Annotated in this window: 11 protein-coding genes; 9 read left to right on the forward strand and 2 right to left on the reverse strand. The window is 43.3% G+C overall.

What is annotated here, in order from left to right; all coding sequences use genetic code 11:
* Positions 1 to 351 precede the first annotated feature (351 nt).
* From AACT18_RS07190 to AACT18_RS07210, 5 genes are all read left to right on the forward strand, one after another.
* Positions 352 to 1272, forward strand: coding sequence for an HDOD domain-containing protein (locus AACT18_RS07190; RefSeq protein ID WP_176428291.1), 921 nt, complete (start codon positions 352 to 354; stop codon positions 1270 to 1272).
* A 23-nt stretch (positions 1273 to 1295) separates the two neighbouring features.
* Entirely contained in the window at positions 1296 to 2201 is a 906-nt protein-coding gene (locus AACT18_RS07195) for a lysine exporter LysO family protein (RefSeq protein WP_094125239.1), read from the forward strand.
* An 86-nt stretch (positions 2202 to 2287) separates the two neighbouring features.
* Entirely contained in the window at positions 2288 to 2800 is a 513-nt protein-coding gene (locus AACT18_RS07200) for a hypothetical protein (RefSeq protein ID WP_094125238.1), read from the forward strand.
* A 99-nt stretch (positions 2801 to 2899) separates the two neighbouring features.
* Entirely contained in the window at positions 2900 to 4543 is a 1644-nt protein-coding gene (panP, locus tag AACT18_RS07205) for a pyridoxal-dependent aspartate 1-decarboxylase PanP (RefSeq protein WP_094125237.1), read from the forward strand.
* Between the two features lie 311 nt (positions 4544 to 4854).
* Positions 4855 to 5709, forward strand: a complete 855-nt coding sequence (locus tag AACT18_RS07210; protein WP_010320194.1) for a MurR/RpiR family transcriptional regulator — start codon at positions 4855 to 4857, stop codon at positions 5707 to 5709.
* Positions 5710 to 5766: 57 nt separating this feature from the next.
* Here the strand turns inward: AACT18_RS07210 and AACT18_RS07215 are convergent, their stop codons facing one another.
* Positions 5767 to 7008, reverse strand: a complete 1242-nt coding sequence (locus AACT18_RS07215; protein ID WP_094125756.1) for an iron-containing alcohol dehydrogenase — start codon at positions 7006 to 7008, stop codon at positions 5767 to 5769.
* Between the two features lie 294 nt (positions 7009 to 7302).
* Between AACT18_RS07215 and AACT18_RS07220 the strand changes: the two genes are divergently transcribed.
* The 3 genes from AACT18_RS07220 to AACT18_RS07230 all read left to right on the forward strand — a co-directional run bounded on the left by AACT18_RS07220 (position 7303) and on the right by AACT18_RS07230 (position 10842).
* Positions 7303 to 7569: a GrxA family glutaredoxin gene (locus tag AACT18_RS07220; RefSeq protein WP_010320195.1), complete on the forward strand. Its 267-nt coding sequence runs from the start codon at positions 7303 to 7305 to the stop codon at positions 7567 to 7569.
* 185 nt (positions 7570 to 7754) lie between these two features.
* A complete protein-coding gene (locus AACT18_RS07225) occupies positions 7755 to 9437 on the forward strand; it encodes an aspartate:alanine antiporter (RefSeq protein WP_017042033.1) in 1683 nt (560 codons plus the stop codon).
* 301 nt (positions 9438 to 9738) lie between these two features.
* Positions 9739 to 10842, forward strand: coding sequence for a phosphoribosylaminoimidazolesuccinocarboxamide synthase (locus tag AACT18_RS07230; RefSeq protein ID WP_017044633.1), 1104 nt, complete (start codon positions 9739 to 9741; stop codon positions 10840 to 10842).
* 52 nt (positions 10843 to 10894) lie between these two features.
* On the opposite strand, the gene AACT18_RS07235 is transcribed toward AACT18_RS07230, so the two are convergent.
* Positions 10895 to 11272: a hypothetical protein gene (locus AACT18_RS07235; protein ID WP_026028577.1), complete on the reverse strand. Its 378-nt coding sequence runs from the start codon at positions 11270 to 11272 to the stop codon at positions 10895 to 10897.
* 438 nt (positions 11273 to 11710) lie between these two features.
* Here AACT18_RS07235 and AACT18_RS07240 point away from each other — a divergent pair, with 438 nt between their 5' ends.
* A complete protein-coding gene (locus AACT18_RS07240) occupies positions 11711 to 13399 on the forward strand; it encodes an NAD-dependent malic enzyme (RefSeq protein ID WP_017044631.1) in 1689 nt (562 codons plus the stop codon).
* The last annotated feature ends 9 nt before the right edge of the window (positions 13400 to 13408 follow it).

Consider the following 13408-nt stretch of genomic DNA (forward strand, 5'->3'; position numbering starts at 1 on the left):
CCGATTAATAGTGATCACCAGATAGCAGCGTATTTTTGCGAATAAAAAGAGTAAGTTAGTAACAAGCTTGTAGTAGTTTAGTATTAGCTTGCTTAATATGGGTACTATCATAGTTAACGATACAAAATAAGTCTGGGCATACATCACATCAATAAACATATCTGCGCAGAGTTATGAGATGAAAATCACATCATTGTGTTTATGAATAAATTTCTTTGACACACATTCCTTTCATTAACGTATTAAGGCTAATGTATCAATAAAACAAATTAATGCGATTAATGGTGAATTGATTGCTTATTTGGGTTAGCAGACGGTAAAATGCCTTCAGTACAGATTGAGCACAAATTTATGAATCATCTATCTTTTTACTGGCTTCCAGATCATCATCAAATGCTCATCCAAGGGTTAGAAAGTGAATTTTCTCAATTGGTTGAACACTCACTCAGCACAGGAAAAATTTCACTTCCTCCTATTCCTGATGTTGTTCTAAAAATACAGCGCTTATGCACATTAGAATCTACTGCAATTTCAGATGTCGCCGATTGTCTACTTGAAGATCCCGGACTGACTGCAATTGTAGTACGCGTAGCAAACTCTGTTGTCTTTAATCGTCGAAATATTACCTGTACGGATTTAGTCACGGCTGTATCACGCTTAGGCATACTACGAGTACGCGACATTGTAACAGCCCAAGCGATTGAGCAGTTAAAGCACTCTGTAAACTTAAGCAAAGAATGCAATAAAATATTGGTTAATAGCGCCGCCATATCACGAGAGCTTGGCGCAACCATGGTGATGGTAACTCACGCATTTAAACAACTAGAACCAAGCCGATATCAACATTTAGAGCAGGAAAAAGCCTTACTTGTCGGTCTACTTGCGGATATTGGCTTGTTTTGTCTGGTACACGAATATCATTTATATCTTGAGAAAGGCAACTATCTCGATCAAGACATCGCCCTACAGATTTTTCAGTCGCGATGTTCAAAAACCAGTCAGCTTGTGTTAAGAAGTTGGGGATTCGACTCAGATTTCCTTGAAGTAGCAGGAAATCAATCTTTAGTCGCATCTTCTCACGAAGTCAGTTACCTTGATGTGGCACGTATTGCTCACCATCTTTTACTGTTTCGTCGTCAAGATGAAGAGATTGAAGAGCATGACGTCGAAATAAATGCGACCGGAGCTGAGGTGCTATACAACTTAAGTAACCTTAGTGAGCTTGAATTCAAATCAAAACTCAATGATGTGATCAACGCAAGCGGCTTCTAAACCCAAAATAATCAGAGGATGAGATGTTCTCAGGGATGTTATTTATTTTTGCCCCACTAATAGTGGGGTATCTATTTTCTATTGCCAATCAACAGTGGCTAGCAGCATTAAATAAAGCCACGTCTTGGTTAGTTTACGTCATTCTGTTTCTGATGGGTTTAAGCTTGGCAGCCCTCGATAACTTGGGCAGTAACCTACAGTTGATACTCAAATTTACCACCGTATTTTTCTTGATGATCGGTGCTTGCAACTTGTTGGTCTTGCCTTTTATTGACAAATTTCTACCCATAAAAACCGATGCGAACCATTCAAAACTGCCACTATCTAGCATGGCGTTAGAATCCGTAAAGCTGATTGTGGTTGTCGGTGGAGGATTAGCGCTTGGGATTGTATTAGGATTCGATTTAAGTTGGGTGAGCACCGCCAGTGAATGGATCTTGTTCGTATTACTTTTCTTTATTGGTATTCAGTTGAGAAATAGTGGTTTAACTCTACGACAAATTTTGCTCAATAAATACGGAATGGTCATCGCATTAGTCATTATATTGACCTCTTGGGTTGGGGGGATCATTGCGGCCATGATTCTTGATATCCCAATTTATCGAGGACTAGCCATGGCTTCCGGTTTTGGATGGTATTCACTTGCCGGGATTTTAATGGGTGATGCTTTCGGCCCAGTCTATGGTGGTGCCTCTTTCATGATAGAGCTACTTAGAGAACTGGTTGCTTTAGTGATGATCCCCATGCTAATCCGAACCAAACCTTGCTCTGCCATCGGCTATGCTGGGGCAACCGCGATGGATTTCACCTTGCCCGTGATCCAGACAACTGGCGGGGTTCGTTGCGTACCGATCGCAATTGTCAGTGGGTTTATTCTCAGCCTACTGGTGCCTATTCTTATGCTGTTCTTTGTATCACTTGCAGGCTAGATCTCAGGAATCACTTTAGCCTTCATTTAAACTAACAATAGGGAGTAGAAAACTCCCATACAATAACAAAGCCCAAAGGAAGATTTATGAAACGTGTTATCGTTGCCCTACTGCTCTCAACTTCAGCGAATGTTGCTCTCGCTGCTGATAACCAATGCTTATCCGAAAAATATGACGCTTATGTCGACGCGTCTCTCCATTGGTATAGTGATCTCGCAGACTTAACGACCGCGCAATATCCTGAACTTACTGAAGTCAGCCAATGGTTTCTGCAAGGACGCCAGCATCACTTTGAATTAAGCCGTGCGGCAGTCCACTATTACCTAAGCAACGATCCTTCTAAAGTCGCCACCTCGCAACCTGTAGAAGCTTGGCTAAAACTAGAACAGCACGACATTAAAGTATTAGCCTCTCGCGGTGATGATCTTGGCCACATTGCTAAAATCACCTATGAAGATCGCCAAGCAAAGCCTAACGAAAAAAACTATGAATTACGTTCAGCTTTAGCCGAATTGCTCAGTCATCCGAAGCAGATCGAAGCTGCGTTGAATAAATATAACGATGCCATCGCCTTGATCGAAAAGAAAGTCTGTAACTAGTCGCCGCCTCTACTCTAGCCGAATTAAGACGGGACAACTGTCCCGTTTTCGTTTAGATTGTGCCGCTCGCATTCCATAAAATCAAAATAACGAAGCTGTATGGTATCAGAACAAAAAACTGCAAATGTGAGTTTCGAGAGCTTGTTACGGATCTTCACTGTGCCCGAAGGCCCCGATTCAACACTGACAAAAATAGACCAAGAGCTATCGCGCAATTTGAACCTCTTCTTGCGTGAACATATTGTCGCTGAAGAAAAACCACTCAAAGAGATCGAAAAAGATTTCTCTAATCCGCAAATTCCAGAGTCACCGGAGTTCGTTTCAGAACATACTCAGCATTTGTTGGATAATTTAGTCGCTCATTCAGTGCATACCTCGGCTCCTAGCTTTATTGGTCATATGACATCTGCACTGCCATATTTCTTGATGCCGTTATCAAAGATCATGATTGCGCTGAATCAAAACTTAGTCAAAATTGAAACGTCAAAAGCGTTTACACCGCTAGAACGGCAGGTTTTGGGTATGTTGCATCGTTTGATCTATCAAAAAAACGACGCTTTTTACAGCCAATGGATGCATAGCGCTAATCATTCGCTCGGTGCATTTTGCTCTGGTGGAACAATTGCCAATATCACGGCATTGTGGGTGGCTCGTAATAATACTTTGAAAGCCGATGGTGATTTCCAAGGCGTCGAAAAAGAGGGGCTGTTTAAAGCCATGCGTCATTATGGTTACCACGGGTTAGCCATTTTAGTGTCTGATCGTGGCCATTACTCTTTAAAGAAAGCCGCTGACGTATTGGGTATCGGCCAAGAAGGCTTGGTTTGTGTAAAAACCGACCACAACAACCGCTTATGCCCACAAGATTTGAAAGCCAAAATGGCACACCTAAAAAGCCAGAAAATTAAACCTTTTGCGGTTGTTGGCGTCGCCGGAACGACAGAAACGGGCAACATTGATCCCTTAAGAGATATCGCCAATATTTGCCAGCAAGAAGGTTGTCATTTTCACGTAGACGCCGCTTGGGGCGGTGCAACATTAATGTCGAATAATCACCGACACTTACTCAATGGTATTGAGTTGGCTGACTCCGTCACGATTGATGCACATAAACAGCTCTACATCCCTATGGGTGCAGGCATGGTACTATTCAAAAAGCCTGATGCTATGCATTCAATTGAGCACCATGCGCAGTATATTTTGCGGAAAGGTTCAAAAGATCTAGGCAGCCATACGTTAGAAGGTTCTCGTTCAGGTATGGCCATGTTGGTGTACGCTAGCATGCACATTATTAGTCGCCCTGGCTACGAATTATTGATTGACCAAAGCCTAGCTAAAGCTCGCTATTTCGCCGATCTAATTAAAGAACAAGACGACTTTGAGCTGATTTCTGAACCCGAACTGTGTCTTTTAACCTATCGTTATATTCCTGCTTTTGTTCGCCAAGCACTGCAACAAGCCTTGCCCAATCAAAAAGCAGAACTGAACGCGTTGCTAAATGAAATCACCCAGTTTGTGCAGAAAAAACAAAGGGAAACGGGGCGTTCATTTGTCTCTCGAACCCGTTTAAACCCAGAACGCTGGGACAAGCTTGATACCATCGTATTCCGCGTGGTACTAGCCAACCCGCTAACAACACATGCTATCTTGCACTCGATATTAGATGAGCAGCGACATATTGCCACGCTAGCCCCTAATTTGATGGCCAAAATTGAGCTGCTTGCTCAAAGAATCATCAGCTAGAATCCCTGTAAGTTACAGCGAATTGAAAATTTATTTCTTTTTGCTGTAACTAATACATCATTAATGAGCTGGAAATTTCCATTAATCATCGATTTAAATCTAAATTCTGTAGTTTTCATGAAATTTTGTTTGAGGCTTGTCATGTTCTCATCAATTGTTAACTTGAATTGTTACGGAAATCTACATCCTAGGTTTATACTCATTGCATGGCGTTGGTTTAACTTACCTTTTTGGAAATGTGTTATTTCCAATCCCCCCAAAGGGCGACCGGGTAAAACCAACGAGTTGTTCTCTTCGCCCGCGTGAACACTATGAATACATTAGAAAAAATTCAAAAAAATCTGGAAAACTTTAGCAAGTCGGAACGTAAAGTCGCCGAAGTAATTATGGCTTCGCCCCAAACCGCGATTCACTCAAGTATTGCGACGCTCGCCAAAATGGCCGATGTCAGTGAACCAACGGTAAACCGCTTTTGTCGACGACTCGACACCAAAGGCTTTCCCGACTTTAAGCTTCATTTAGCGCAAAGCCTTGCTAACGGAACTCCGTATGTAAACCGAAATGTTGAAGAAGATGATGGCCCAGACGCCTACACCCATAAGATTTTCGAATCGACTATGGCGTGTTTGGATGTGGCTAAAAACAGCTTGGATCCAATGCAAATTAACCGTGCAGTTGACTTACTCACACAAGCAAAACGGATCTCTTTCTTCGGTTTAGGAGCCTCTTCTGCTGTAGCAAAAGATGCCCAAAACAAATTTATTCGCTTTAACATTCCAATCACTTGTTTTGAAGATATCGTGATGCAACGCATGAGTTGTATCAACTGTACCGATAATGACGTAATTGTTTTGATTTCGCATACAGGTCGTACTAAAAGCCAAGTGGAAATCGCCAATCTTGCGCGCGAAAATGGTGCGACTGTCATTGCAATTACGGCAAAAGATTCACCGCTGGACAAAGCAAGCTCGTTGTCGATCTCTCTTGACGTACCTGAAGATACTGACGTCTATATGCCCATGGCAAGCCGTGTGGTGCAAATGACGGTAATTGATGTACTGGCTACTGGGTTCACCCTGCGCCGTGGCTCTGGTTTTCGTGAAAATCTTAAACGCGTCAAGGATGTACTAAAAGACTCGCGCTACGATAAGCTGTCACAGTTCTAAGATAATCGCGATCCTAAAATAATCGTTAGAACGGAGCTCAATTGCTCCGTTTTTTTATCAACTTTGCTTGCTACTTTCAGGCGCGACTGGATCATGCCTAATTTCTACCTGATTGGATGAATTCGGTTGCCACTCCTCACACTCACCTTGGCACTCGCAAACTTGATTTAATATATGGATTAACCTTTCTTGTGTTAAAGGCAAAGGGTTACCTTTAATCGCGACCGACTTTAAAGCATCTAACGCCACGCGCTCAAACGACGTATTGCACACACCAAACTGGTTGAGTTTAGGCAGTTGCAACTTATCTAACATCATTTTCACCCACAGCACGCCATCTTCAACGTGAACATTTGTTCTGCCAGTCACGATTTGAGCGATTTTTTTATAACGTATAAGTACATCATTTCGCCCTGCTTTTTGCGCTGCTCGAATGTTTTCTCGCATAACATGAGGGGCCAAACGCGCCGTGATCACGCTGTGTGGAGCATCAAGTTTCCCTCCCAATGCCGATGCCAAGCCATGTGCCGCGCCAAGTTTTGCATTGGTAATCGCCATTCCTCCAAGCATTGCTGCAAAAGAGAGATCCGCTCGCGCTTTATGATCATCTTTTCGGCACGCTGGCAATATAGAACGACTGAGTTTGCGCAGCCCCTCTTCACACACCATATCGGTGAGTGGATTGGGTTCACCACACACATAGGCTTCCATTAAATGCGTAAAAGCATCCATTGCGCCTCTGCCAGATGTGTAACTGTCGGTACCATAGGTCAACGTGGGGTCAACAATCGCAACATCTGCCAGCATATCTGGGCTGCGCAAGCTTACTTTTACTTTGTCTTGTCCCGATTTCAACACAGCATTACGCGTGACTTCGGATCCCGTACTGGCGGTGGTTGGAATAGCAATAAATGGCAGCGGTTTTGTCTTTAACGGCACATTTCGGCCAACCACTTCCACATAATCATAAACGTTACCTTGGTTAGGAATGATTGCCGCGAGTGCCTTGCCCATATCAATCACACTACCGCCACCAATAGCAACGACCATGTCCGGTTGAAAACGTCGGCCTAAAATGGCCGTTTCCTCCACCATGGTAATATTAGGTTCACCAACAATAGCTACATGCTGATAGCGCATATTCTGCATTTTCAGGTATTGAACAATAGGGGAAGCTCGTTGTTGTTCTTTTCCCGAAACCAGCAGTACGCTATAACCATATTGGTTGAGAACAGAAAGTGAATTCAATAACGCTCCTTCTCCAAAAATGATCCGCGTCGCCGTCATAAACTGGAACATGAATAACTCCCTTTTCTCTCATCTAGATTAGCTCTGTTTAGAGTGCACCTATCGTTAAAAAAAATTTTTGATGCAGTGCAATGTGGAACAAATAACCACATAAAAAACACAAGTTTATGCGGCATGTCACAGCCAAGCCATTGTTGATCTATTCCCAACACCATCGAGAGGTAAGCTTGCTTTGATTAAGGAATAAGCAATAGTTTTTACCTATTGAAGTAACTGGTGAATGCCACTTTATTTCCGACCTTGAATCGGGCATAGTTGCATGCAACAAGAATGAAGGAGAAAGCTATGTTCGTTGTTATTTTTGGCCGCCCTGGTTGCCCCTACTGTGTTCGCGCAAAAGAACACGCTGAAACATTGAAATTAAAACGCGATGATTTTAACTACCGTTATGTCGATATTCACGCAGAAGGTATCAGCAAAGCTGATTTAGAAAAGACAGTGGGTAAACCAGTTGAAACTGTGCCACAAATCTTTATTGATCAAGAACACATCGGTGGTTGCACTGATTTCGAAGCTTATGCGAAAGAGCATTTAGGCTTATTCGACGAATAAAACCAAGAAACATAAAAACCCGCTGATTTTTAGCGGGTTTTTGCTATTTATAGATAAATGGCTCTTTCTCTCAAATTAGGTCAATGAAATGTCAATTGTCACAAATTTCACTTATCTTTTTGCAATATTCAGATACAATTCCCACACTTTACCTACCCCACTTGGCACACATAACGAGTTGAGCCGTGAATATCGATGTCGTACTTTTGCTTGATCAGAACCCTATTCTTCTTATTTTTGTTGTCTTAGCGATTGGCCTTGGTTTTGGCAAAATTCGTTTTGGTAGCTTACAACTGGGCAACTCTATTGGGGTGTTAATTACATCACTCATCATGGGGCACCTTGGTTTTTCCTTCAATGCTGAAGCCTTAACCATAGGTTTCATGCTGTTCATCTATTGTGTCGGCATTGAAGCTGGCCCTAACTTTTTTGGCATATTTTTCCGTGATGGAAAACACTATCTCATCTTAAGTTTAGTGGTGCTTATTACCGCCACTTGGATTACCTATTTTGGCAGTTATTATCTCGGCCTCGATTTTGGCTTAGCTGCTGGTATGATGGCAGGTGCATTAACCTCCACCCCCGTGTTAGTTGGTGCGCAAGATGCGTTAAACTCAGGTTTAGCGACGCTTCCAAGGAATATGGATTTATCCCTTATTTTGGATAACGTTTCGGTCGGTTATGCGATGGCTTATTTAATTGGTCTTATCAGCATGATCATGTTTGCCAAGTTATTGCCTAAGCTGCAAAAACAAAACCTCTCTGATTCTGCTCAACAGATTGCTCAAGAACGTGGGCTTGGGGGGAGTGGTCAACGCAAAGTCTATTTACCCATCATCCGTGCCTATCGTGTTGGTCAAGAGCTGATCAACTGGATTGATGGACGTAATTTACGTGAGCTTGGTATTTATCGCCAGACTGGTTGTTATATTGAACGCATTCGACGTAATGGCATTCTTGCCCATCCTGACGGTGACGCCATCTTGCAAGAAGGGGATGAAATTGCATTGGTCGGCTTCCCTGACAGTCATGCAAGGCTAGACCCTAGCTTTCGAAATGGTAAAGAGGTGTTTGATCGCAACCTACTGGATTTACGCATCTCTGAAGAGGAAATCGTCGTAAAAAGTGACAGTATTGCCGGTAAACGCCTATCGGATCTGAATTTATCCGAATATGGTTGTTTCCTGAACCGAGTGATACGCGCACAAATTGAAATGCCAATGGACTTAGACATTGTGCTTGCCAAAGGCGATGTACTGCAAGTCAGTGGTGAAAAAAGCCGTGTTCAAGGCTTGGCTGATAAGATAGGTTTCATCTCTATCCATAGTCAAATGGCCGATTTACTCGCCTTTTGTAGCTTCTTTATTCTCGGCATTTTGTTTGGTTTGATCACCATGACCTTTGGACAAGTCTCCTTCGGTTTAGGCAACGCGGTTGGGCTACTGCTTTCTGGCATTATGCTTGGTTTTTTACGAGCCAACCACCCCACTTTCGGCTATGTACCGCAAGGGGCATTAAATATGGTGAAAGACCTAGGTTTGATGTTCTTTATGGTAGGCATTGGCTTAAGTGCTGGCGGAAAAATGTTCCAGCACCTCTCAGAAGTGGGCGTACAAGTGATCGGCCTTGCATTTTTAGTCAGCGTGGTGCCAGTCGTCTTTGCCTATTTGGTTGGTGCGTACATTTTGAAAATGAACCGCGCGCTTCTATTTGGTGCGATTATCGGTGCACGAACCTGCGCACCAGCGATGGATATCGTTAACGACTACGCAAAATCGACCATTCCCGCATTGGGTTATGCTGGCACCTACGCTATCGCCAATATACTGATGACACTGACAGGAACTATTTTAATTTTACTCAGCTAAACCTAATAATCCTCAGTGCTACTCGCCAAAGTCACATGTGTGGCTTTTGGCGAGCCATCGCCCCTCTAATTACTTCGCTTTTATCTCAATGTTTGCCGCTTTATCGGCTCAGAACTGCATCTTTTCTCCTGAATTCAACTCACCACTGCTTAATTTTCCAAACGAAAGGCAATCGTTTGCTTTTTATCTGGCAGCAGAAAATAGTTCTGGTATGATGCGCACAGTTTATCGATATCCTTACTAGCGTTGAGCTAAGCGATATCTTCTCTGTATGACGTTTGAAAAAGATAGGAATGTCTAAATGAGCCTTGCTGATCAAATCCTTGCCGTCAATGACGACCTCCCAATTCGCACTCACCAACCTGTTCATAGCGGCAAAGTTCGCTCTGTTTATTGGCTAACTCCAGAAGATAGCCAGCGTTTGATCAAAGAAAAAGGTTACAACGTTGCTCCTGATGCACCTTTAGCCATTATGGTAATCAGTGACCGTATTTCCGCTTTTGATTGTATCTGGCATGCCGAAGGTGGCATCAAAGGTGTACCGGGTAAGGGCGCGGCATTGAACGCGATTTCAAACCACTGGTTTAAGCTATTTCAAGAGAACGGGTTAGCCGATAGCCATATTTTAGATATTCCCCATCCTTTTGTATGGATTGTGCAAAAAGCCAAGCCAATCAAAATTGAAGCGATTTGTCGCCAGTATATTACTGGTTCAATGTGGCGTGCTTACGAAAAAGGTGAACGAGATTTTTGTGGTATTCAATTACCAGAAAGCTTGCAGAAAGATAAAAAACTGCCAGAACTGCTCATTACACCATCAACCAAAGGCATCTTAAAAGGCATCCCCGGTGTTCCAGAAGCCGATGATGTCAATATCTCACGTCATAATATTGAAGAAAATTTTGCCGCTTTTAACTTCAGTCGTGTCGAAGATATTGCCTTGTACGAAAAGCTATTAAAAGAAGGCTTCAGCGTCATTAGCCATGCACTCTGCCAAGTAGAGCAAATTTTCGTCGATACCAAGTTTGAGTTTGGTTATGTCACCGATGCCAACGGCGTTGAGAAACTCATTTATATGGATGAAGTGGGTACGCCGGACTCTTCTCGCATCTGGGACAGTGCTTCCTATCAGCAAGGACGTATTGTGGAAAATTCGAAAGAAGGTTTTCGTCAATTCTTGCTCAACTACTTCCCTGACCCAGATATTTTACTCAACAAAGAACGGATGGCTGAGCGAGAAGCGCTTGCACGTGATAATGCGCTGCCTTTGGCTGCATTGATGGATATTTCCAACACCTATCTTGCGATTGCAGAGAAAATTGTTGGCCAACCGATCGTATTAAGCCAAAACCCAAAGCAAGAGATCATTACGATCCTGCGTTCTCAATATGGCTTGATTGACTAGTACTCAAAACAATAACGGGACATTAAATATGCCCCGTTATCTGTTTATCCCCTTACAGGGTGATAATAAATTCGTCTGGTTTTGTATTTTTTATCAAAGATTGGCTTTTATTTTGAATCAATTGGATCTGTTCAGAATCCAACGCATACGGCATTACTAATTTTAGCTCTTCAATCCCCTCTAATTTCGCCAATCTCACCAGTGAAATTAAATTCGCTTCATCACTACGGCGTGTTGATAACGACTTCAACGCCATTTCCCATAGGCGATCCTCTGGGCTTGATAACTCTTTAATGCTGTCTTTCCATACCGTACCAAAAATCGGTGCAAATGACGTCATGGCTTCGAGGAATGTCCATTTCTTATTACATGACGCACCAAGAAATGTAGTGTAATCAAACACCACCCGTCTCCTTTCTTGTGTATTCATTTTGTCCCCCGACAAATTGGCAGCACACTGTACTCAATATCATCCATGATTGTTCATATAGCAATAGGATATAAAAAAACAGTCTTTTATGCCTTAAAACCGAATGGATTGGCTATATCAAAACCAGGTTTGTAACAAGGCATAAACAGACTTACTGACATATGTGTCTGATTGATTAATATTTCAAACCGTGAACAAAAAGTCGCTTTCTCACTTAAAGTGATCATCGCTCAACACTACTTTTGAAATCTCTGCTTAAGGAGACCAATAGACAAAAATGTGTACATTGGTGCCTTCAGCAATTAACACGGAGAATTCTACCGTTTTTATCGGCATTCTTCAGTATTCTGTGCCATGTGTCGCCGCTCGTCTATTTACAATCTCATGAGTAAACCGTTATCATTTTTGAGTTCCCTTCTACCCTAAAATAGGCCGACAATGAATAATGATAAACGCCCTCTTTATATTCCCTATGCGGGCCCCGCTCTACTCAGCACGCCTTTGCTCAATAAAGGCAGTGCATTTTGTGCTGAAGAGCGCAGTTCCTTCAACTTAGAAGGCCTGCTTCCTGAAACAACGGAAACGATACAAGAACAAGTTGTTCGCGCATACCAACAATACTGCAGCTTTGAAAGTGATATGGATAAGCATATCTATCTGCGTAATATTCAAGATACCAACGAAACCTTATTCTATCGTTTAGTACAAAACCACATCACTGAGATGATGCCCATCATCTACACGCCAACGGTGGGTGCCGCGTGTGAAAACTTTTCAAATATTTATCGTCGCGGCCGCGGTCTGTTCATTTCCTTTCCGAATCGAGATCGCATCGATGACTTACTCAATAATGCAGCGAACCATAACGTAAAAGTTATCGTAGTGACCGATGGTGAACGCATTCTCGGCTTGGGTGACCAAGGAATTGGTGGCATGGGTATTCCTATCGGCAAACTGGCACTTTATACCGCATGTGGTGGTATTAGCCCTGCTTATACTTTACCGGTCGTGCTCGATGTTGGAACCAATAACCCACAGCGCTTGGCTGACCCGATGTACATGGGCTGGCGTCACCCTCGGATTACCGGGGCTGAATATGATGCATTTGTAGAAGAGTTCATCCAAGCGGTGCAACGTCGCTGGCCTGATGCACTGATCCAATTTGAAGATTTTGCACAAAAGAACGCAATGCCACTATTAGAGCGTTATAAAAACCGTATTTGTTGTTTTAACGATGACATTCAAGGCACTGCTGCGGTGACTGTAGGTTCGCTATTGGCCGCATGCAAAGCCGCGGGCAGTCAACTCTCCGAGCAGCGTATCGCTTTTCTTGGTGCAGGCTCTGCAGGCTGTGGTATTGCCGAAGCAATCATCGCGCAAATGGTGTCAGAAGGTATTTCAGATGCTCAAGCTCGTTCTCAAGTCTATATGGTTGACCGCTGGGGTCTGCTGCAAGAAGGAATGCCTAACCTACTTGATTTCCAACAGCGCCTCGTGCAAAAAAACAAAGACACGCATGATTGGAATACAGAAGGTAATGGTTTCTCATTATTGGAAGTAATGAAAAATGGCAAGCCAACGGTGTTGGTTGGTGTTTCTGGGGCTCCGGGACTATTCAGTGAAGAGATTATCACTGAGATGCATAAACACTGCCCACGCCCGATTATTTTCCCACTATCGAACCCAACCAGCCGTGTTGAAGCGACGCCCAATGACATTATCCGTTGGACCAACGGTGAAGCACTCGTCGCCACAGGCAGCCCGTTCGCTCCCGTGTTGCATAACGGTAAAACCTACCCAATTGCACAATGCAACAATAGCTATATTTTCCCTGGTATCGGCTTAGGCGTACTGGCGGTCAATGCGCGTCGAGTTACTGATGAGATGCTGATGGAATCAAGCCGCGCACTCGCCAACTGTTCACCTCTGGCGCTTAATGGGCATGGTGCGTTACTTCCACCACTGGAAGCCATTCACTCCGTTTCCAAGAAAATTGCGTTTGCGGTAGCGAAAAAAGCAATTGAGCAAGGTGTTGCACTGGAGATCCCAGATGATGTGTTAGAAACCGCCATTGAGCAGCATTTTTGGCAGCCAGTATACCGCCGCTACAAACGCACTGCTTTCTAAGCTCCTACT

It is taken from the genome of Vibrio sp. V04_P4A5T148, from assembly GCF_963875605.1.
In the GTDB taxonomy this organism is placed as follows: Bacteria; Pseudomonadota; Gammaproteobacteria; order Enterobacterales; family Vibrionaceae; genus Vibrio; species Vibrio anguillarum.